This is a genomic window from Rhodococcus sp. 14-2470-1a, assembly GCF_002259425.1.
GTDB classification, from domain to species: Bacteria; Actinomycetota; Actinomycetes; order Mycobacteriales; family Mycobacteriaceae; genus Rhodococcoides; species Rhodococcoides fascians_E.
In genome coordinates this window covers 1-22265 of sequence record NZ_NPFZ01000026.1, presented here as the reverse complement: position 1 = coordinate 22265, position 22265 = coordinate 1, and the positions used below count along the sequence as shown (strand labels likewise).

General features: G+C 63.7%; 17 protein-coding genes. 9 read left to right on the top strand and 8 right to left on the bottom strand.

What is annotated here, in order from left to right:
* Positions 1–5 precede the first annotated feature (5 nt).
* Positions 6–1022, bottom strand: coding sequence for a bile acid:sodium symporter family protein (locus tag CH292_RS14270; RefSeq protein WP_094655068.1), 1017 nt, complete (start codon positions 1020–1022; stop codon positions 6–8).
* 84 nt (positions 1023–1106) lie between these two features.
* On the opposite strand from CH292_RS14270, the gene CH292_RS14265 reads away from it, so the two are divergent.
* A complete protein-coding gene (locus CH292_RS14265; RefSeq protein ID WP_037160661.1) occupies positions 1107–1946 on the top strand; it encodes a LysR family transcriptional regulator in 840 nt (279 codons plus the stop codon).
* Positions 1947–2167: 221 nt separating this feature from the next.
* Positions 2168–3385, top strand: coding sequence for a triacylglycerol lipase (locus CH292_RS14260; protein WP_256978135.1), 1218 nt, complete (start codon positions 2168–2170; stop codon positions 3383–3385).
* A gap of 80 nt (positions 3386–3465) precedes the next feature.
* On the opposite strand, the gene CH292_RS14255 is transcribed toward CH292_RS14260, so the two are convergent.
* The 3 genes from CH292_RS14255 to CH292_RS14245 all read right to left on the bottom strand — a co-directional run bounded on the left by CH292_RS14255 (position 3466) and on the right by CH292_RS14245 (position 6104).
* Positions 3466–4551 (bottom strand): diguanylate cyclase, encoded by a 1086-nt coding sequence (locus CH292_RS14255; RefSeq protein ID WP_019665086.1) that lies wholly within the window; start codon positions 4549–4551, stop codon positions 3466–3468.
* Positions 4552–4708: 157 nt separating this feature from the next.
* Positions 4709–5680: a DUF1648 domain-containing protein gene (locus CH292_RS14250; RefSeq protein ID WP_373454683.1), complete on the bottom strand. Its 972-nt coding sequence runs from the start codon at positions 5678–5680 to the stop codon at positions 4709–4711.
* A 22-nt stretch (positions 5681–5702) separates the two neighbouring features.
* The gene (locus CH292_RS14245) at positions 5703–6104 is read right to left on the bottom strand and encodes an SdpI family protein (RefSeq protein WP_094655066.1); all 402 of its coding nucleotides are present in this window, start codon (positions 6102–6104) and stop codon (positions 5703–5705) included.
* A 103-nt stretch (positions 6105–6207) separates the two neighbouring features.
* Here CH292_RS14245 and leuS point away from each other — a divergent pair, with 103 nt between their 5' ends.
* Positions 6208–9018: a leucine--tRNA ligase gene (gene leuS, locus CH292_RS14240; protein WP_373454682.1), complete on the top strand. Its 2811-nt coding sequence runs from the start codon at positions 6208–6210 to the stop codon at positions 9016–9018.
* 86 nt (positions 9019–9104) lie between these two features.
* The gene (locus CH292_RS14235) at positions 9105–10367 is read left to right on the top strand and encodes a lipase family protein (RefSeq protein WP_033189467.1); all 1263 of its coding nucleotides are present in this window, start codon (positions 9105–9107) and stop codon (positions 10365–10367) included.
* Here the strand turns inward: CH292_RS14235 and CH292_RS14230 are convergent.
* Complete coding sequence (locus CH292_RS14230; protein ID WP_026347793.1) at positions 10364–11155, bottom strand: SDR family NAD(P)-dependent oxidoreductase; 792 nt, start codon at positions 11153–11155, stop codon at positions 10364–10366. The genes CH292_RS14235 and CH292_RS14230 overlap by 4 nt on opposite strands.
* 57 nt (positions 11156–11212) lie before the next feature.
* Here CH292_RS14230 and CH292_RS14225 point away from each other — a divergent pair, with 57 nt between their 5' ends.
* A complete protein-coding gene (locus tag CH292_RS14225; protein ID WP_094655064.1) occupies positions 11213–13027 on the top strand; it encodes a BTAD domain-containing putative transcriptional regulator in 1815 nt (604 codons plus the stop codon).
* Between the two features lie 15 nt (positions 13028–13042).
* Here the strand turns inward: CH292_RS14225 and CH292_RS14220 are convergent, their stop codons facing one another.
* Both CH292_RS14220 and CH292_RS14210 read right to left on the bottom strand, forming a co-directional pair.
* Complete coding sequence (locus tag CH292_RS14220; RefSeq protein ID WP_019665093.1) at positions 13043–13726, bottom strand: thioesterase domain-containing protein; 684 nt, start codon at positions 13724–13726, stop codon at positions 13043–13045.
* Between the two features lie 805 nt (positions 13727–14531).
* Entirely contained in the window at positions 14532–17735 is a 3204-nt protein-coding gene (locus CH292_RS14210) for a type I restriction endonuclease subunit R (protein WP_094655104.1), read from the bottom strand.
* 183 nt (positions 17736–17918) lie between these two features.
* Here CH292_RS14210 and CH292_RS14205 point away from each other — a divergent pair, with 183 nt between their 5' ends.
* The 4 genes from CH292_RS14205 to CH292_RS14190 all read left to right on the top strand — a co-directional run bounded on the left by CH292_RS14205 (position 17919) and on the right by CH292_RS14190 (position 20893).
* A complete protein-coding gene (locus CH292_RS14205) occupies positions 17919–18413 on the top strand; it encodes a hypothetical protein (protein WP_094655062.1) in 495 nt (164 codons plus the stop codon).
* A gap of 34 nt (positions 18414–18447) precedes the next feature.
* Positions 18448–19080 (top strand): DUF4352 domain-containing protein, encoded by a 633-nt coding sequence (locus CH292_RS14200; protein WP_256978134.1) that lies wholly within the window; start codon positions 18448–18450, stop codon positions 19078–19080.
* A gap of 266 nt (positions 19081–19346) precedes the next feature.
* A complete protein-coding gene (locus tag CH292_RS14195) occupies positions 19347–20285 on the top strand; it encodes a Fic family protein (protein WP_256978133.1) in 939 nt (312 codons plus the stop codon).
* Between the two features lie 59 nt (positions 20286–20344).
* The gene (locus CH292_RS14190) at positions 20345–20893 is read left to right on the top strand and encodes a hypothetical protein (RefSeq protein ID WP_143545763.1); all 549 of its coding nucleotides are present in this window, start codon (positions 20345–20347) and stop codon (positions 20891–20893) included.
* A gap of 32 nt (positions 20894–20925) precedes the next feature.
* Here CH292_RS14190 and CH292_RS28630 read toward each other — a convergent pair whose 3' ends face one another.
* Positions 20926–22155 carry a hypothetical protein gene (locus CH292_RS28630; protein ID WP_143545762.1) on the bottom strand — a complete coding sequence of 410 codons (1230 nt, stop codon included), beginning with the start codon at positions 22153–22155 and terminating at the stop codon, positions 20926–20928.
* Positions 22156–22265: the final 110 nt, after the last annotated feature.

The following is a 22265-nucleotide window of genomic DNA, read 5'->3' as shown; positions in this document are numbered from 1 at the left end:
CGACGCTAATCCGCCAGGGCGGATTGCGCATCATCCTTGTCAGGCGATAGCCGGGCTTCGGCTCGGCGCGCGTATCGCTGGGCGAGTACGGCGCACACCATCAGTTGGATCTGGTGGAACAGAAGCAGAGGAAGGACGATCAGGCCGACGGGCCCGCCGACGAAGAGGACCGAGGCCATGGGTAGTCCACTCGCGAGGCTCTTCTTGGAGCCGCAGAACAGGAGGACGATGCGGTCTTCGACGGGAAAGCCGATGGCGCGGCCGATCCAGTACGTGAACGCCAGAATCAGCGCGAGGACGACGATGCAGACGAGGACGACCGCGACGATCTGCAGGGGCGTCACGGACGACCAGACGTTCTGATTCATGCTTTCGCTGAAGGCGGCGTAGACCACCAGCAGGATGGAGCCGCGGTCGACGATTTTCGTCGGCCCGGAATGTCGGGTGAGCCAGCCTTTCACGAGCGGTCGGAGGGCCTGCCCGAGGAGGAAGGGCAGGAGCAGCTGAGCGCAGATGCTCAGGATCGACGATGCGTCGACGTGCGCGTCCCCGGTGGTGTTCATCAACAGAATCACCAGCAGCGGTGTCACGAACACGCCGATGATGTTGGAGAACGAGGCGCTGACGACTGCTCCGGCGACGTTGCCGCGTGCGATCGAGGTGAAGGCGATGGAGGACTGAACCGTCGACGGCACGAGGCACAGGAACAGGATGCCGGTGTAGAGGTCCGCTGTGACGACAGTCGGTTCGAGCAGGCGGAGGCCGAGTCCGACGAGGGGGAACACGAGGTACGTGGTGGCCAGCACGACGGAGTGGAGTCGCCAGTGTTTGACGCCTTGCCATGCTTCCTGCGGCGACAGGCGGGCGCCGTAGATCAGGAACAGCAGTCCGATGGCGATTCGGGTGACCCAGGTGAGGACGGTTTCCGAGGTACCCGACGCCGGGAAGATGCTGGCCAGCACCGCGATCGCGATGATGCTCAGGACGAAGCCGTCGGGCCGGATCTGCCGCAGAAAGTTCACTGGGCTCACGATATCGGTCGGCGATTGATCGCGAAAGTCGATAGCTGCGTTAATTGTGAACGTGAATCGTGATAGGAACGACGGGTGAATCTCGATCCGATTCTGCTTCGAACCTTCCTCGCTGTCGAACGGGAAGGCGGCTTCACCGCAGGCGGCGATCTGCTGGGGCTGCGTCAGTCGACGGTCAGCGGTCACATCACGCGGCTGGAGAAGGCCGTCGGGCGCGAGTTGTTCCTCCGGGACACCAGAAACATGGAGCTGACGGCCGACGGCACCGCGATGATCGGATTCGCTCGCTCCATCCTCGACGCCACCGCGGAGGCGGAGCACTACTTCGCCGAAGCCCCGTTGGCGGGCAGGCTCCGGCTCGGGGTGTCCGACGACCTGGTCTCGACCGAGTTGCCGCACGTGCTCTACGACTTCCGTCGGGCGCATCCCGGCGTGGACCTCGAGCTGACCGTCGGGTTGAGCGAGACATTGCGGTCCAAGTTCGACGGCGGCGAGCTGGACCTGGTGTTCGGCAAGCGTCGCCCCGGTGAGACGCACGGTGATCTGGTGTGGGCGGATCGGTTGGTCTGGGCAGGTATTCCGGGAACGCGGGTGGAACCGGGTCCGGTGCCGTTCGTGACGTATCCACCACCGAGCATCACGCGGTCCGCGGCGTTGGCTGCACTCGGTCGGGAGGGTAGGGGCTGGCGGTTCACCTGCGTCACGGACAGCGAGCTGGGGTTGCGTGCAGCCGTTCAGGCGGGCCTCGGCTACCTGGTGCATGCGGAGTCGACGCTTCCCGAAGGCGTTGTGGCTTTGGACGGTCAGGATCTCCCGGACCTCGGAGGTATCGAGTTCGTGCTGCTGACGAAGGACACGGCCCGATCGCCTCGTGGAGCGTTGCGTGACGCGATCATGACGCGTCTCGGCCGCTGATCGGCGCGGACGGCTGTTGCTGGGTTGTGACTGGACCCAAATGTCGCTGCCGTCGGACGACCACGTTTCCAGACGTGTGGCGCGGGTGTGGTAAGTGATCGATGTTACTTCTACCGTCTGCTGTGATTCAGCAAACAGCATCGCGCTGCAATCGAGTCACGCCTTCTCGCCAGCGATGCCGAAGAAGAAAAGGGACGCGCATGGTTCAACACTCTCGGTCGATGTCGATCGACCATTCACGACTACGAGGCCGAGCACGAGGCATGACGACCATCGCGGCGTTGTCCGCGGCCGTCATGTTCGCCGGCCTGTCGGTTGCCTCTGCGCAACCCGCCGAGCCAACCGAACCCACCGACTCGGCAGTGCCGTCGGCGACGGCACTGCCCGCGACGATCAGCGAAGACGGAACGGAGGTCATTCCTCCCGAGGGGTCGGAGGCGGAGCGACCGAAGGCGGAAGAGCAGGGCATCGAGAAACCCGATGTCGCCGACGCCGCGCCGGCGCGGGTGACCGACGATCCGGAGACCGAGACCATCGGGTACGGGCCCGAGCAGAAGAACTTTCTCGCCGGGTTCCTCTACAGCATCGTCAAGCCGGATGTCGCGCCGCCGGGCGCTAACGACTGGAGCTGCAAGCCGACCGAAGAACACCCCAATCCTGTTGTGCTGCTGCACGGTACTTGGGAGAACGCATACAACAACTTCGCTCGCATCTCCCCGGCACTGAAGGCGGAGGGATACTGCGTTTTCGCGCCGAACACCGGTGACAAGGATTCGAGTGCACTCGGCCACGTCAAGGCGCTGCGAGGCACGGGCCCGATCACCGAGAGCGCCAAGGAAATCGCCTTCTACATCGATGCGGTCCTCGAACGGACCGGGGCGGCGCAGGTCGACATCGTCGGGCATTCCCAGGGCAGCCTGGCGTCGCGTCAGTACATGCGGTTCGAGGGCGGCGCCGATCCGTCGGATCCGAGCAAGAACAAGGTCGGCAGAATCGTCAGCCTCGGTGGGTCCAATCACGGGACGACCCTCGTCGGAATCGGAACCCTGGGGCGGACCATCAACAATCTCGGCTTGAACGTGCTCGGGCTCGTGGGTGCTGTCGCCGGGCCCGCGGCGTCGGACCAGGTCGTCGACTCCGACCTCATCAAGGCATTGACGGCGGGCGGTGACACCGAGCGCGGTGTCGACTACACGGCCATCGCCACTCGGTTCGACGAGGTGGTGACTCCGTTCCGGACGACGTTCCTCGAAGCCGGACCCGATGCCACGGTGAACAACGTTCTGTTGCAGGACGGCTGCGGCGTCGACTTGTCCGATCATCTGTCGATGTCGGTGTCCCCGCGGACCATCGGGTACATCAAGAACGCACTCGACCCGGACGGCTTCCCGGTCGGTGACGTCCCGTGCGTGTGGAACGCTCCGGTCACGGGAGGCTAGGCCGGCCGGCAATCAGAACCGAGCCCGGGCTTCCACGGTGAAGTCCGGGCTCTCTGCTGGGGTCGTCCGGGTTCGGGGTGTCAGAGTTGAATCGAGGCGGTGCGGTTGCCGCCGTCGTACTTGGCTCGATACATCATCGAGTCGGCGGCCCGGGTGGCCTTGGTGATGGTGGCGGCATTGTCGTTCCACAGGTCCGACGGGCTCGACACCACGGCGGCTCCGACGCTCACCGTGATGGGGATCCGATCGTCGCCGCGGTAAAGGCTGTGGCCGATTCGGTGCACCATGTCGTGGGCATGTTCGATCGTGCCGGTGAACACGACGAGGAATTCCTCGCCCCCGGTGCGGGCGACGACGCCGTCGTCCTCGAAGAGTTCTCGTAGACGGTGGGCGACGGTGACGATGACGTCGTCGCCTGCATCGTGGCCGAAGTAGTCGTTGACGGCCTTGAATCGGTCGATGTCCACGACGACGACCACCAGGCAGTGACCTCGTGCGTGGCTGCGCGACATCAGGGTCAGGGCCGCGTCTTCGACACCGCGACGGTTGAGCAGTTCGGTCAGTGGGTCGAGCAGCGAGCGTCGGGCATCTCGGCCGATCGCGGTCCACGCGATGTGGGCGAGCAGGGGTATCGCGGAGTTGATGGCGATGGCGACGAGTCCGCCGGCCAGGGCTGTCGGTACGTCCTCGGACCCCGTGAACATTGCTCTGACGGCCGTGATGGAGACGAACACGACGCACCAGGCGAGGTGGGCGAGCAGCCAGCGTTGGCTGAGGAAGTAGGTGCACAACGCACCGGTGACGACGAACAAGCCGGATCCGATGAGTGCACCGAACGGCTCGTACAGCACGAGCACGGACGTCAGGCCGACGTCACCGAAGATGGCGAAGGCGATGAAGTCTCGGCGTGTGGGTAGCGGGCCGAAGAACCAGCGCAGAGCGACGGCGACCTGAAGAAGCAGAACGAGGCCGACCCAGGCTTGGGCGAGGAGTCCCTGTGGTCCGCGTGAGCTGAACAGCATGAGGATCGACGCGGCCGCGTACAGCAGTGTGGCCGCGCCGAACATGTTCTGAAGCGATCGGTGCAGGCCCCGCGTGGAGCGGTGGTGAATGATCCACTCGTAATCGAACGGCTGCTGGTACCACTCCTGCAGCGTGGTCCACACGGTATCGGTCGACGGCTTCCTGTGGTTGCCGGTGCGGACCGATCCGGGCTTGTCGTCCGCTGATGATCGTGTGTCGTCCGTGCCGGCCTCCAGCCCTTACCCCTTTACGATCACAGCCTAGATGTAAAAAGCGGCGATCGGTTTGTTTCAGCGCAATTCAACGCTCGGACGCCAGCGAGTTGACGGTACCCGCGATTGCGTCCGCGCCGTCGACCGTGACGGTCAGTTTCTGTCCGTTCGCGAAGGTGAGGAACACGGCGGGACCTTTACGGGTGGCCACCGCGTAGTTGCCGCGGCCTTTGACGCGGAGGCCCCATCCGCCGAAGTCCGAGAACGGGTCCACCTCGCGAACCGAGGCCCCGGTGACTTCGCCGATGGAGTATTCGAAGGCGGGCATGCCGAGGCTGCGGACGTGGATGCCGAGTTTGTCGACGATCAGCTCGTACCGCATGAGCGACGAGGTGAACGCCGCGATCGGTGCGAAGACGGCGACCGGCCACCAGGACTCGGACAGCCAGCAGGTCAGTGCGGCTGCCGCGGCCAGGATGGTGAACACGATCGCGATGGATGTGCGGCTCGCGCCGATGGGTTCGACGATGGGGAGTTCGGCCCTCGCGCGCGGCAACGTCGCCGGCGGCGGTGAAGTGGCGTCGACACGGTCTCGGTAGTCACGCAGCTGGGTTGCGCCGAGGAGTCCGACGGCGAATCCGACGAGCGTTCCTACTCCGATCGCCCAGCCGGGGATCTCGACGTTGGTGACGGTCGTGACATCGAGTTGCCTGGCGAGTATCGCCAGTTGCAGGACGGTGATGAGGCCGACGACGGTGAGGCCGATCATCAGCATCGTCCGGCGCAGGATGAGCAGGGCGTGGGACAGCGCTGCAACGGCGCTGCATCCACCGCCGACGAGCACGATGACGATCGCGAGAGTCCAAGCGCTCGTCGACGGACTCATGAATCCGTCCGGTTCGGTGCCCGACCAGTGGGTGGCGATCTGATCCGGAAGCCGGGTGCGCCAGACCTGCACGGCCACGAGTCCGAGTGCGGCCGCAGCGATCGGCACGACAACGCCGAAGATCACTCCAGCCGGGTCGAACGTCCGCTGCTTCACTGCTGTCGGTCTGGTCACTCCGCAGGCTCCGCTTCTAAGCTCAGCTCGGGGCGCACGCGTCCTTGAGGCTGCACGAGATGCAGGAGTGACCGCACCCACCCGTCTCCGGGGTAGGTGTGGCGGCGGCCGCACGCGCACCGATGGATCCGCCGACACCGGCGGTGACGAACGCGGCGACCAGGCATGCGACGACGGCGATGACCGAGAATGCGCCGCCGAGCATCAGTGCCGCTGCACCGCCGATGAGCAGCAGTAGCGCCGACGCTGCCGTGGTGGGGCCTGCGACTTTGTTGGCCATGACGAAGGTCTCGTCGTCGCGCATGGACTCCGCCGTTCGGACTCCCGCCCACCGGTTGCGGGGGAGCTTGCCTGTCAGCGAGGCCGTGGCAACGGAGCCGACGACGAGCGCGAGGACGAACATGAGTATGGACACGACGATCACGCTGGTAAGGATACGTCTTCTGCGCGCGCCCGTAGTACGCGCATCTGAGCTGGGCGGATTCCCGCTCACAAGGGCAGCAGGTGGCTACGACTAAACTGCGTGGGTGACTGTTCCAGTGGACGCAACGCCCCAGCACCGCTACACCGCGGATGTGGCCGCGCGCATCGAGAAGCAATGGCAAGACCTGTGGGAAGAGCAGGGCACGTTCGACGCTCCCAACCCGGTCGGTGCGCTTGCCGGTGACGTCCCGAAGGACAAGCTCTTCGTTCAGGACATGTTCCCGTACCCGTCGGGAAGCGGCCTCCACGTCGGTCACCCGCTCGGGTACATCGCGACGGACGTGTTCGCGCGGTTCCATCGGATGCACGGCCGCAACGTTCTGCACGCGCTCGGATACGACGCCTTCGGTCTGCCTGCGGAGCAGTACGCCGTCCAGACGGGTACGCATCCGCGGACGACGACGGAGGCGAACATCGCGAACATGCGTCGCCAGCTGGGACGCCTCGGCCTCGGTCATGACCGGCGTCGATCCCTGGCGACGACGGATGTCGACTTCTATCACTGGACGCAGTGGATCTTCCTGCAGATCTTCAACTCCTGGTACGACGAGGAGCAGCAGAAGGCGCGCCCCATCTCGGAGCTGGAATCGTCGTTCGCCGACGGCTCGCGGGCGCTCGAGGACGGCCGGGAGTGGTCGGCTCTGACGGCGGCGGAGAAGGCTGCGGTGCTGGATTCGTTCCGCCTCGTGTACGAGTCCAATTCGCTGGTCAACTGGTGCCCCGGCTTGGGTACGGTGCTGGCGAACGAGGAGGTCACGGCCGACGGTCGCAGCGACCGTGGCAACTTCCCGGTGTTCCGAAAGAACCTGAAGCAGTGGATGATGCGTATCACTGCCTACTCGGACCGCTTGATCGACGACCTCGAATACCTCGATTGGCCGGACAAGGTCAAGACGATGCAACGCAACTGGATCGGTCGATCGCGCGGCGCCGAGGTGTCGTTCGGTGACATCACGGTGTTCACGACGCGGCCGGACACGCTGTTCGGTGCCAGTTACGTGGTGCTCGCGCCCGAACACGACTTGGTCGACGGTCTGGTGGCTGCTTCGTGGCCCGACGGTGTGTCGGAGATCTGGACCGGCGGCGCCGCGACTCCCGCGGAAGCCGTTGCAGCGTACCGCTCTTCGATCGCCGCGAAGTCCGACCTGGAGCGTCAGGAGAACAAGGAGAAGACCGGTGTCTTCACCGGCTCCTACGCGGTGAACCCCGTCAATGGTGAACAGGTCCCGGTGTTCATCGCGGACTACGTGCTCACCGGCTACGGCACGGGCGCGATCATGGCCGTGCCGTCTCACGACCAGCGTGACTGGGAATTCGCCACGAAGTTCGGTCTGCCCATCCGCGAGGTCATCTCGGGCGGAGACGTCACCGAGGCCGCATACACCGGCGACGGCCCGTTGGTGAACTCCGGCTTCCTGGACGGGCTTTCGGTCGACGACGCCAAGGCCGCCATCGTGAAGAAGCTGGAAGCCGACGGCACGGGCACCGGCAAGATCCAGTACAAGCTGCGGGACTGGCTGTTCGCCCGTCAGCGGTACTGGGGCGAACCGTTCCCCATCGTCTACGACGCCGACGGCAATGCCCACGCACTCCCGGACAGTGTGCTCCCCGTTCAGCTTCCCGAGGTCGAAGACTACGCACCGGTCTCCTTCGACCCGGACGACGCAAGCTCCGAGCCCTCCCCGCCCTTGGCGAAGGCGTCGGACTGGGTGGAGGTGGAGCTGGATCTCGGCGACGGGCTGCAGACGTACCGCCGCGACACCAATGTGATGCCGCAGTGGGCGGGTAGCTCGTGGTACCAGCTGCGGTACATCGATCCGACCAACTCGGAGACGTTCGCGGACCCGGAGAACGAGAAGTACTGGACGGGGCCGCGTCCGGAGATCCACGGCCCGAACGATCCGGGCGGCGTCGATCTGTACGTCGGCGGTGTCGAGCATGCGGTGCTGCACCTGCTGTACTCGCGGTTCTGGCACAAGGTGCTGTTCGATCTGGGGCATGTCAGCTCGAGCGAGCCGTACCGTCGCCTCTACAACCAGGGCTACATCCAGGCCTATGCGTTCACCGATGCGCGTGGCGTCTACGTTCCGGCCGAGGAGGTCGAAGAACGCGACGGCGGGTACTTCTACCAGGGCGAACCCGTCAACCGCGAGTACGGGAAGATGGGCAAGAGCCTGAAGAACTCGGTCTCGCCCGACGACATCTTCACCGAGTACGGTGCCGACACCCTGCGTGTGTACGAGATGTCGATGGGTCCGCTGGACACCTCGCGTCCGTGGGCGACCAAGGACGTCGTCGGCGCGCAGCGTTTCCTGCAGCGTGTGTGGCGGCTGGTGCTCGACGAGGAGACCGGCGCTGTGCGCGTCACCGACGACAAGCCCACCGAGGACACGTTGCGCGTCCTCAACCGGGTGATCGACGGTGTGGAGGCGGATTACACTGCGCTGCGCGACAATACGGCCGGTGCCAAGCTCATCGAGCTCACCAACCATCTCACGAAGGCGTATCCGGACGGTGCACCGCGCGGTGTCGTGGAGCCGCTGGTCCTGATGCTCGCGCCGATGGCTCCGCATCTGTCCGAGGAGCTGTGGAAGCTGCTCGGCCACGATCGTTCTCTCGCCCACGGGCCGTTCCCGCGGGTGGAGAAGAAGTGGCTCGTCGCGGATACCGTCGACTATCCGATCCAGGTCAACGGAAAGGTCCGTAGCCGTGTCTCCGTACCTGCCGATTCAGCTCCGGCCGACGTCGAGAAAATCGCGTTGGAGGACGAGAAGATCGCAGCCCTGCTGGACGGAAAAGCCCCGACGAAGGTCATCGTCATTCCGGGGCGCATGGTCAATATCGTTCTGAAGTAATCCCCTACCGAGTGGACCCATCCTTTGAGGATGAGACTTGCGATCAGCGGTGCCACAGGGGGCATGGGTGCGCTTTAATCTGTCTCATGTCACGAGTTGGTAAAGGCTTCTTGGTCGGCGTGGTCGCTGCCGTGGTCGTCGGGTCGAGTGCGTTCGTTGCCCAGGCGGATCCGGGGCCCGGGTCGCCCATTCCGGCGAACGATCCGTTCTACAGCTACGACGGGTCTCTCGACGTTGCGCCGGGCACGGTGCTGCGGAGTCGGCCGATGGTGTTCGCAACGCCGACCCTGACCACGCCGATCACCGGGGATCAGGTGCTGTTCCGCACCACCGATCAACAGGGTCGCGGCGCGGTCACCGCGGCGGCCGTTCTCCGACCGCTGATTCCCGGCCCGACCAAGATCGTCTCGTACCACATGGCGTACGACGCTCTCGGATCGCAGTGCGACCCGTCCTACACCCTCAGCGGTGGTGCGACGAGTCCTATTGCCGAGGCGGAGCAGGCAGTGATCGCGGGTTACCTCGCTGCGGGATACACCGTCGTCGCGCCGGATTACGAAGGTGAAGAACTGGAGTGGACGATCGGACGACAGTCCGGATACGCCGCGCTGGACGGTATTCGCGCGGCCGAGCAGTTCCTGCAGGTGCCGACGTCGACTCCCGTTGGGATGATCGGATACTCGGGCGGCTCGGTTCCGACGCAGTGGGGTGCCGAGGTTGCACCGAGTTACGCGCCGGAGCTCAACCTTGTCGGCGTCGCGGCGGGTGGTCTCCCGGTCGACCTCGCGCACAATCTTCCTTACGTCAGCGGAAGCGCGCAGTGGGCGGGTGTGATTCCGGCACTCATCGTCGCGTACCAGCGGGCGTACGGACTGAACACGAGCGAATTCGTCTCGGACTACGGGCTGCAGGTGATGGACCAGGTGGATCAGGAGTGCATCGCGCAGTTCGCCGACGACTACCCCACCCTCACCGATGCAGACATGGTGAAGGCGCCGTACACGTCACTTCTGGATGTGCCGGAGGTAGTCGAGGCGATCAACGACAACATCATGGGCACCGCAGGTACACCGCGTGTTCCGATGTTCTTGGCCGTTGGCCACGCGGATCCGATCGGTGACACCATCATGATCACTGCCGACGTTCAGGCGCTTGCACACCAGTACTGCAGCCAGGGCGTCGACGTCCAGTACTCGCAGTACGACGGGTTGACCCACGGCGAGGCTTTTCCGCCGTTCGAGGCCCAGGGACTGCTGTTCATGACCGAGCGTTTCTCGGGGGCTCCGACGCACAGCAATTGCGCCACGATTCCCCCGGGCAACAGCCTCGCGCCGACGCCGGTGCCCTAGAGCAGCGTGGGTAGGACTCCCCCGTCGACTCTGACCGCTGCGCCGTTGGTGGCCGAGGCGACCGGGCTGGCCAGGAACGTCACCATGTTCGCGATTTCGGCCGGTTCGATGAAACGTTGCAGCAGGGACGTCGTGTTGGAGCTCGCGATCGCAGATTTCAGGTCGTCGACGGGGATGGACCGCGCCGCGGCCAGGGCGTCGACGGTCCGTGCGACTCCGTCGGAGTAGGTGGGTCCACCGAGGACCGAATTGACCGTCACAGCAGTGCCTTTCGTGAGCTTGGCCAACCCGTTCCCCAGGGACAGCATCGCGGTCTTGCTCGTGCCGTAGTGGATCATGTCGGCCGGCACGTCGACTCCGGATTCACTGCTGACGAACAGGATTCGTCCCCATCCACGCCCCAGCATGCCGGGCATGAGGCGTCGGGCCAGACGCACTCCGCTCATGACGTTGACGTCGAAGTATCGCTGCCAGTCGTCGTCGGAGATGTCGGTGAAGGGTGTGAGTTCGAACAGACCGACGTTGTTCACGAGGATGTCGACGTCCCCGAGCCGGTCGAGAAGGAGTTCGACGTCGGTGGCCACGGCGAAGTCGGCGACGATTCCGCGGACGGTGGCGTCGGGGGCGTGGTGTTGCAGTGATTCGACGGCACGATCGAGCCGCGCAGTGTCGCGGCCGTTGATCGTCACGTCGACGCCTTCGGCGAGCAGCGCCCGCGCGACGGCGTATCCGATTCCTTCGGTGGAACCGCTGACGAATGCCGATTTTCCAGTGAGGTTCATGTCCATGCGTCGATCGTCGTGCACGTCGATCAGCGGCCGATCAGCGCGAACTAGAATCGCAGCGTGAGCGAGCCTCGGATCCGCGTTCTCGGCCCGGTGGAGGTGGAGATCGACGGTATGCCGGTGCGCATCTCGAAGCCGCGGCTACGCGAGATGCTCTGCCTGCTGGTGATCGCTCGCGGTAGGACGGTGCGCACGTCGAGTCTCGTCGACGATCTGTGGGAGGACGCACCTGCGGGTGCACTCGGCATCGTGCAGACCTTCGTGGGTGAGCTTAGGAAGATCCTGGAGCCTGGCAGGCCGGCGCGCACTCCCCCGACGACGTTGGTGACCAGGGGTGCCGGATACGCACTCGTTCTGGCCGCCGACGCGGTGGATCTGTGGCGCGCGGAGCAGTTGGTTCGGGACGACGAGCCCGAGCATGCACTCGAGCACTGGAGCGGACATGCGTTCGAGGAGTTCGCGGATCGTGCGTGGGCAACGGGAGAACGCGCGCGAATCGCAGAGCTCAGGGCCGGTGCCGTGGAGCGACGTGCGGAGGCGCGGATCGCCGAGGGCAAGGGGGACAGCATCATTGCGTCACTCGACCGCCACGTCGACGAGCACCCGTGGCGTGAGGAGGGGTGGCGTCTGTTGGCTGTCGCGTTGTACGGGGCGGGTCGGCAGGGTGACGCGCTCGAGGTTCTGCGGCGTGCTCGCGAGACGTTCGTTCGTGGGCTGGGCCTCGATCCGAGTGATCGCCTGGCAAGTCTGGAACAGCGTATTCTGACGCGGGATTCTGGGCTGCTCTCTCACGGCAGCTCTGTCCTGATGCAGACAGCGGCGGCGCAGGCTCGCGGCGGTGCGCGATCGCAGATCGAAAGTGCTACAGCACTTCTCCCGCTTCTTGCCCAGTCCGGATCGGTCGACGCGGCCACCGAGCAGCGCGTGGCGACGATCCGCGCTGCCGAGCAGTTCGGTGATCCGGAGCTGACGGCACGCGTCATCGTGGGTTACGACGTTCCGGGAGTCTGGACGCGGTCCGACGATCCGGCGAAATCAGCGGCCATCGTCGAGGCCGCCGACCGGACTCTGGCGATCCTCCCGCCGACGGCGTCGACCCGGGTACGGGCCCGTCTGCTGGCGACGATCGCGATGGAATCTCGTGGCGTGGACAGCCGGATGGACGAGGCACGAGAGGCCGAGCGGCTGGCGCGGACCCTCGCCGACCCGGCGCTACTCTGCCTCGCGCTGAGCGCACGCTATCTGCAGACGTGTCGGACGACCGGCCTGGCCCGCGATCGTGAACGCATCGGTGCCGACATCATCGACATCGCCGTGGCATCCGAGTTGCCCACCTTCGACATCGCCGGTCGACTGATCCGCATGCAAGCGTTGTGCGCGCTCGACGACATCGACGAAGCCTCGGCGGAGGCAGACCTCGTGGACGGAATCGCCGCCAGATTCGATCGCCCCCTCGCGTCGGTGTTCACCGCGTGGTTCCGCTACACCTTCACCGGCGGACCACCTCCACCGGACGGTGACGAAATGCCTGGATTCCGAACCGGATTGACCGCCATGTCCGCGCTGACCACGGCTCTGCGGAACGACACTGCACTACCCAGGGGAGACTTCGGCCCCTATGCGCCGTGGGCCCAACCGCTCCTCGCGACCGACGCGGAGGCGTCGGGCATGCTCGAGACGGTCCCCGATCCGCCGCACGATCTGATGGCCGAAATCTGTTGGTACCTGGTCGGTACAGCTGCCCTCCGCGTCGGGCATCACGGCGCTGCTCGACGCGCACACGCGGCCCTGCTCCCTGCAGTCGACGAGCGCGCGGCGGGGTCCGGAGCACTCGATCTCGGCCCGATCGGCCCGTTGATCACGGCGTTGGAGTGACTCCGCGGTTCGCGGTCAGAAGAAGCGGTCGGCCAATTCGCCGACGAGGGAGAGATCGCGTGCGTCGGGAATCAGGTACTTGGTGACCGTTCCGCTTATGAACGGGTGCCAGGCGCCGCCGCCGAACTCGTCGGCAACTACCACTGCTTGCCCGACGAACACGCCGGGGAAATGCCGAGCCGCCAGTGTGCCGTTGTGTGCGGCGATGGCCAGGAGTTCCTCGGCGCGGCTGCGGTCGATGACGTCGCCCATTCGTGCCAGGAGTTCGCGGCCCGTGTCGGCGGCCTGCGGACGTGGTTCGGCCGACACCAGAACGAGCTGCCCGACGCTCACGCCCCGGCGCTGGAGCTCGACGGCTATCGCGTGGGCGAGAACGCCGCCGAAGGAGACACCGAGAAGATGCACGGTGCCCGACGCCTGGACCGCCACGATCTCGTCGGCGTAGAGCGCGGCGAGCGATGCCAGAGACTCGGCCTTGGTGCTGATCGCCTGAACCCCGTACACGGGCCGATCTTCGCCGACATGCTCCACGAGCTCGGCGTAGCAGCTGGTCAGGCCCTCGATCGGGTGGATGCAGAAGACTGGAGCCTGGGTGCCGGTGGTGCGAATGGGTAGAACCGCAGGCGTTGCGTAGTTGGTGACCGCAGTGTCGGCGTAATCGGTGAAGGCCAACTTCGAGTAATCGTTCACTACGGTCATGCGGTGCCTCCAGGGTCGAGTCTGTCGGAATGTCTTCAGTGGGTCTCTTGTGCCGCCTGAGGAGTATGTCGCGCATTCAACCAACACTGTTACCCGCGTCACAGACTCGTTATATTACGATTCGGTCGAGCCCTCGAATGACACTGGTGGGATTCGTGATTCACCCAAGGCCCGACTCGATGGCCAACGCGAGGTTGTGCACGAAATCGGCACGAATTCAGTACACAACCTCGCACTCGACGATCCATCCATCTCGAGTTCGCACTTGTGCTGACGACACACCGAGGAGGACCTGCACAAGAGCGAACTCGACGAAGCCGACCACAGTGCCCGGGTGTCGGCCCTGCCTGGCACCAATCGCGCTTTCTCCTGCCAGCCATCGAAGCATCGCTTACCAGCCGCGGTAGGGCGAGTTCGGTATGCGGATCCGCACAGATCGCATGTGCTCATGGGGCGTGCTTTCCGAGCTGCCTTTTTCTTCTTGGAGGGTTTGGGAAGCGGTTGTGTCACCTCCTTTTTCTTCGACTCTGGAGTCAGATACATCCGCTTCTCGCCCATTCCACCTGTGGTCAGGGCGACTCCTCGGTTCGCAGCGCCTCTCACCATCGGACAGCCCGTTCACCGTGTTTGTCGCCACGCCTCTGGTCGATTGGTACTAAGGCGTGGATGACGCTGACTATGCCGAACAGGACGAGATATATCGTCGCTGCGTCATGGCGGTCGTCGACGAGTGCTACCACTGCTGCGGCTACCAACAGCCATTGCGCGAGGATGCGGAAGCCAATGAGGGCTGCTCTCTTCCGGTTCACGATTCCGCCACGAAGACTGGTGCGATCAACTCCATTTGCTCGATGACGAGCTTGATGGCGTCGGGCTGCTTGTCCGGCGGGTAACCGTGTCGGGTGAGCAGCCTCTTGATCTGCGAACGCAGCTTGGCCTTCACATCTGCCCGGATGGCCCAGTCCGTCTTGGCATCTCGCTTCATGACGCCGACGAGGTCACGGGCGATGTCGGCGAGTTTGCCCTCACCCTGGATGTCGACTGCGGACTGGTTTTGTGACACGGCGTCGTAGAAGGACAACTCGTCACTGGTGAGCGGCGGGGTGAACTGCGCGCCGCGGTCGGCCTCCGCGGACACTTCTTTGGCCATCTCCACCAATGCTGCGATCACCTCGGCGGACGTGAGCTGACTGTTGGTGTACTTCAGCATCAGCTCGGACAGTCGATCGGAAAATGCACGTTGACGGACCACATTGTGCTTGGTCGCGGCCTTGGACTCGTCATTGATGAGCTTGCGCAGTGCCTCGATGGCGAGGTTGGGGTTCTTGGCTTCCTGGGCCTTCTTGATGAAATCGACGTTGATATCGCTGAGAGATGGTTTCGGCATGCCTGCGGCGCCATAGATGTCGAGCACTTCACCGGATTCGACAGATGCCGCGATGAGCTGACGCAATGCCCGCTGGACGTCCTCGGGGACTGCCTCGCCGCGACTCTGGCGCTCTTCGGCGTCGAACTTCGCCATGTACACCCGAACTTCTTCGAAGAAGCGCGCAACCGGCGCAACTTCACGGAGATCGTCGGTGCTGCCGCAAATTGCCCACACGCGCGACAGTTGCGAGGAGAATTTTCGGTACCGAGCAGCGAGAGTTTCCTCTCCCTCGCCGACCTGGTTCTCCGGCAGGCGTGGGTCACGGAGATAGTTGACCGTCGCCGTAGCAGCGTCGTAGTACGCGCGACCGGTCTTGGCGGCATTCAACTCGGCCCGCCAATCGAACCCGTGCAGTAGCCCTTCGATGATCGACACCAAGTCCTTGGCTCCGTCTATGGCGGCCGAGATGTCGCGGCCGATCGGCTTCGACTTCTGGTCTTGCGCGGTGTATTCCGCCAAGGCCTTGGCAAGATTGTCAGCGACGGGTGCGTAAGCCACCAGCAAGCCATCCTGTTTACCGCGAAACGTGCGGTTGACGCGCGCAAGTGCCTGCATCAGTAGCGCACCCTTGAGCGGACGATCGAGATACATGGTGTGCAGCGGCGGCGAGTCGAATCCGGTGAGCATCATGTCCTTGACAATGACGAGTTCCAGCTCGTCGTCAGGGTTCTTGATCCGCTTCTTGATAGTTGCATTCGCGGAGTCGCGCCGCACATGCAGGCTGATCGGTTCCTCGTCGGTCGCGTCACCGGAGTAGACGACCTTGATCTTGCCTTTGGCCAGGTCGTCGGAGTGCCAGTCCGGCCGAAGAGCAACGATGTGGGAGTACAGGTTCGCGCAGATTTCCCGGGTCGCCCCGACGATCATCGCCTTGCCGGGTGTACTCGGATGATCGTCTGTACTCAGGAACGACGTCATCGCTTTGCTGCGGTTCTCCCAATGTTCGACGAGATCGGATGCGAGCTTCTTCAGCCGATCAGGGTTGCCGTAGACGGCGTTGATCACGGCGACGCTGTCTTCGATGCGCTTGCGCTCTGTGTCATCGAGACCAACGGTCGCTTCGTCTGCCGACGCGTCGAGGTCGGATTCACTGACACCCTCGGCGAAGGAAACCTTGACCAATCTGCTCTCGAAGTAGACCGGAACGGTCGCACCGTCTTCGACGGCACGGGTCAGGTCGTAGATATCGATGTAATCACCGAAAACGTCCTGAGTATTTCTGTCGTCGAACGAGATGGGTGTTCCGGTGAACGCGATCAGTGTTGCGTGTGGGAGCGCGTCGCGCAGGTGTCGTGCGTAGCCGTCGAGGTTGTCGTAGTGGCTGCGATGAGCTTCGTCGACGATGACGATGATGTTTCGACGTGAGGACAGAAGCGGGTGACTCTCGCCGGAGTCCCGCTCCCCCTTCGTTTTTCCGAACTTCTGCAGGGTGGTGAAGTAGATTCCGCCGGTGTTGCGTCCGGACAGTTCGGCGCGCAGTTCCTCGCGCTTGCGAATCTGCTTGGGTGCGCCTGGAAGCAGCTGAGACACGGCGAAGGTCTCGTACAGCTGACCATCGAGTTCGTTGCGGTCGGTGATGACGACGATGGTGGGGTTGGCGAGCTTGGGGTGCCGAAGAACCTGGTTGGTGTACAGCTCCATTTCCATCGACTTGCCCGACCCTTGCGTGTGCCATACGACGCCGGCTTTGCCGTTGCTTTCGACGGCGAGGACGGTCGAGCCCACTGCCTTGTTGACGGCAAAGTACTGATGCGGCTTGGCAATACGCTTGACCAGGCCGGTGTCACCCTTGTCGAAGGCGGTGAAGTCACGCATCAACTGCAGGAATCGTTCCTGGTTGTACAGGCCGAACAACGCGATACCGAGCGGGGTGTTGTCGGCGTTGTCGTAGGTGACAGGCTTACCGTCGTCGTCGACGTTCCAGGGCGAGAAGTGGTTGAAGGCCGTGAAGGGAGTTCCGTACCGCGTGGCGATGCCGTCGGACACAAGGCTGAACACGGCGAATCTGAACGCGAGCGGAAACTCCCGGACATAGGTTCGCAACTGGGCATGGGCCTGGCTCAGGTTCGTATTCGCGCTCCCCGCCTTCTTCAACTCGATGACGCTGACCGGCATGCCGTTGAGGAACAGCACAATATCGAACCGTCGCCTGTAGTCTCCGCGTATCAGCGTCACCTGATTGACTGCGAGCCAGTCATTTTCGTCCGGATCCATCGACGACAGCCGAATGGTCGGGGTCACCGAGACTCCCGAGTTGTCTACGTACGAGACCTTGCGGAGGCCCTCGGTCAAATAGCTGTGGACAACTTCGTTCTCCGCGATTGCATCCGTCGAACCCGCTGTGGCGACGATGGACACGGCGTCGTCGACGGCCGTCGGCGGCAACTGTGGGTTGAACTTCGCGATGGCAGCTCGCAGCCGCGGGCGGATGAGTAGTTCGTCCCACCCGGCGCGCTCACCGGTTCCAGGTGCGATGTCGACACCGTCGACGTGACGCCACCCGAGTTCACCGAGGTTGTCGAGGGCCATGTGCTCCCAGTCGTCCTCGGACGGTCCGTACGAGTTCATCGCTGCTCCCATGCTGTCCAACATAAACGGTAACGGTCGGTCGGTGCTGAAACTTCTTCGTCAGCCGAAGGATATGAGACTCGGTAGGAAAGTTTTGACCCCTTACCGATAAAGGGGGTTATCACGCTCTGACTCTGCTCAACGGTTGTTTCGCCGGAACATAGATCGCAGCCGAAGCAGACCAAGGAGAAGCGGATGACCCAACCGAACGACGGAGCAGTACAACCTGATTCACCTCCAGAACCGACGTCGCCCTCGCGTCGGACGATCATCGTCGCCGCTGCCGTGGGTGCGGTGGCCTTGGGGGTCGTTATCTCCATAGTCGTTGTCGCCGTCATGGCGTTCAACGCGAACCGCGAGCCCGAGACGTTCGAGGTCCTGGGCGCGATCACGCTCGAGGACAGCATCACGACGTACGGACTGCCCGACGGCTTCGAGTGCGCCGGCAAGGGCGGTTACAAGGACATCGGTCCTGGTGCCGCGGTCACGGTGACGGACGAGGCCGGCACCTTGCTGGCCAAGGGAGCGATTGCGACCAGCTCCGGCGGGTCGAGCGGTTGCTGGCTCGACTTCACCGTCGCGGACGTCCCACGCGGGAAGGCCTTCTACAAAGTCGAGGTGAGCCACCGCGGCGAGCTCACCTACACCGAGTCCGAAGCCGAATCAGGCCTTGTCTTTTCACTCGGCTGACTCACCCATCCAACCCACAGAAGAGAGAATGAATATGAGCACCCAGCCTGTAGCGCCGACCGAGAAGAAGTCCAAGAAGTGGCGCTGGATCATCGGTATCCCCGCGGTCCTGATTGCCCTGAGCATCTTTGCGAACCTCGGCGATCACGAACCGCAGACGAAAGCGCCGGCACCGGCACCGACTTCGGCGGCGACTTCTGCGGCGACTGAGAACAACACCGCTCCTGACGCGCCCGCTGCTGCCGAACCTGAAGCAGCACCGGTGGCATTGCCTGGGATCGGGGCGCCTGTTCGTGACGGCAAGTTCGAGTTCACGGTGACCGACGTCGTGTCCGGACTGACCGAGGTAGGCGACAACCCTTACCTCATCGAGAAGGCGCAGGGACAGTTCACGGTTGTCACCGTGTCAGTGCTCAATACCTCCGACGAACCGAAGGGGCTCAGCCCCGATGCGCAGGAGATGTACGACGCCGACGGCCGTAAGTTCAGTGCGGACACCTCCGCTGCGATCGGACTCGACACCGACGTCGCCATCTGGGACGAGATCAACCCCGGCAACAGCGTCAGCATGAAGGTGGTCTTCGACATGCCGGTGGGGGCGGTTCCTGCAGAAATCGAACTGCACGATTCTATGTTCTCCGGTGGGACGCGCGTCGCGCTGAGGTGACGGGCGTTGGATCCCGCGGCGCGTGAGGTGCGGCCGGATCCAACCGCCGGTGCCAGGTAACTGAAGGTGCGGCGCCGTCGAAGTTGTTTTGTTGATTTAGCTAGGTCGTAGGTGTATCAACTTCGGAAGTTGTTCTGTACATTTAGCTAGCATGCAGGTGCTACAACTTCCGGGGATGCGCAGTAATGCCACGTGGTAGGCCTAGTCGCGAGTCGATCTACCGGCAGTTTGCCGAGGCGCTAAGTGAACTACAGCGCTTCGGCGGCATGCCGCTACCTGATGAGTCGACGGCCATTTGGGACGACATCTGGCACCTCGAGGCCCACAACTCCACAGCCATCGAGGGCAATACTCTCGTCCTGCGCGAGGTCGAGGCGTTGCTCGATCGGCGCAAGGCTGTCGGGGCCAAGGACCTGAAGGACTATATGGAAGTCCTCGGGTACGGCGAAGCCGCTCAGTGGGTCTACGCGCAAGCGACTGCACCGGACGGCTACGCGGGCGAGGGTCTGGTGACCGTCACCGAGGTTCGGTCAGTGCACCAACAAGTCATGCAGCGGGTGTGGGACGTCGCCCCGCATACCGATGCCACGCGCGAGGAAGGTCCAGGAAGCTTCCGGAGGCACGACATTCGCGAGTTCGACGGCGGGATGAGGCCTCCTCCGTGGGTAGAGGTACCGGAGCGACTATCGACGTGGGTCGACGAGGCCAATCTGTTTGCAGCTCAGTTGTCCTCTTTGGCTTCGGGTGCGTTGGATCCACGCGACATCCCGGTTCGGCTCGCGGCGATCCACTGCGAGTTCGAGAGGATTCACCCATTCCTCGATGGCAACGGCCGGACGGGAAGGCTCCTACTCAACCTCATTCTCGTTCGCCTCGGCTTCCCACCCGCGATCGTGTTCAAGCGTGACCGCGTGAAGTATCTCGACGCCCTGGACCACGCCGACAAGGGCGAGTTCGGCCCGTTGGCCGAACTCCTGGCCCGATCGGTCATCGACAACTTGCACAGGTTCGTGGTGCCATCGATCGCTGGGCCCGCTCGTCTCGTTCCATTGCAAGCCTTGGTCACGCCGGAAATCAGCTACAACGCGTTGAGGCAGGCAGCGCGACGTGGACGGCTCGACGCGCACCAGGGATCAGACGGGGCATGGCGTTCTAGTCGCAAGTCAGTCGATGCGTATCTGCAGCAACGGTATTCGCGGGAGTGAGCGGGCGACGGGAGCGCATGCGCCGTAACGGTAGCTTCCCGTCAGACGGTATAGGGGCTGTGAAGTTGCCAATCGCTGTCGTTGCTGTGTGCGCTGTGCTGTTCGTTCTGTCTGGTTGCTCGGGCGGCGAGGACAGGGCCGCGGATCCGTCGCCTGCTGCTTCGGCGACTTCGACGATCACAGCAACCACGACGGCTCCGTCGTCGGTAGTGCCGACGACGGAGGCGCCCCCGGTACCGGTGACAACTGCGGTCGAACCCGTCGAGACGTACGTGGAACCGTCCCCGGTGTACGAGGAGCCGTACATCGTGGAATGTCAGCGCGGCGGAGGCCTCGGCCCGATCGTGACGAGCTGGTCGGATGGCACTGAGACAGGATGGTCGTCGTACTGCCAATCCGTCCATGACCAGGCGTTGCAGTCCGAAGTGGACGCCAATACTCCGACGTGCGAGTCCGCGGTCTGCGTGTACCCGAACGGTGCGACCATCCCGAACCCAAACTACCGGGTGGTGCAAACACCTTCACCTTGGGTGCAGGGCCAGATCGACTGGCAAAACTGTCTCGAGGCGGGCAACACCGACGAGTTCTGCCGCGCGACTCTGAACTAGCCGCGAGGCTGCCTACGCGGGCAAGTCGACGTTCAACGACGGTAGTCCGCGGGTACGAGAGTGTACGAGAATGACCATGTCTCGTCGTCGCCGGTCAAGGTTCGACCGTTTTCGACGACTTCGTACTGGGTCTGGGCGGTGAGGATGTCGGCGTTGCCGTCGCCGTCGATCAGGAACGCATACATGACGTCGTAGAAGTCGTAAGACGCCTCGCCGACGCCAGTCTCGCCGTGCTCGTAGGGGCCGTAGTCGGTCTTGATGCCCACTCCGGGTACCGCGATGAACTTTGGGTTGCCCGAGTACACCACGTCACGCGCTCGGTCGCCGATCGATTCGCTGTGTTCGTTGACCGCGCAATCGAGAAACTCCCAGGCAGATACCGACTCATCCAAAATCACGTTGAGCGCCGCGGGCCAGTTTCCAGCGAAGGTGGTGTCCACGATCTCCGAGAGGATCCGCATGACATCGGTTGGTTCGAGCGGTGCGCACAGCACGGACATCGGTTCGAAGCGATCACTGTTCTTCCGTTTGCGCGCTAGAACAATGCGGTTGTCCAGGTTGCGTTCCCATAGAGGTGCGACCTCGATCGGACGTTGACTCGGGGCAAGGTCAGCGAAAAGGTAGTCCCAGCCGTAAGCGCATGCGCTGCAACTCCATTGAGTCTCGCTGCCATCGAAGGCGTCTCCGGTTGGGATCTCCCACGGCCACCGCGGCGCGAATTCCGGCGGGAGCTGCAGTTTGCCATGCGCGACGTACAGGGTCTTGAACGACGCGCACCGCGGGCACTGAGGGTGCCGAGTGGCCATTCGGTGCTCTACCAGGGTTTCGTACGGTCTGGTCGACATCTCCGTCGAACATTCGACGCACAGCAACCCGTCTACGTCCTGACTCGGCAGGTCCCGGCGTGCAACGTGCACACCCGTTTCAGGATCGCCCGGTTGCACTTCTACGTCGCAGAGGAGGCAGATCGATACGGCGTTCAAGCGAACGTAGGGCTCGGCCAGTTCACCGTGGACAAGCGCGGACCGATCGCACGCGAGCTCTGCATCGGCCATGAAGATCTCGTAGAGAAGGCGGTCTGCGTCTCGGACGGGGATCGGCCCTGCTTCTACAGGGAACATCGCCTGGGTTTGCGTCTCGATCTGTGGGACCGCGGGAAGGTTGGAAGCCATCCACCGCTCTCCGAGCACAACGGGGTCGCCTCCGGTGTCACCTTCTTCGAGGCGTTCCACGCACAGCACAGCCCGGGGATCGGTGTCCACCACAGTGACAATGACGAGGCTCAGCGAATTTCAGCAGTTGTGCTCGGCGAAACTCGTCACCCGTGAGCGGTCTTCACTGTAGTGGTTGGCGGGTTCCGGTGGTGGCTTTG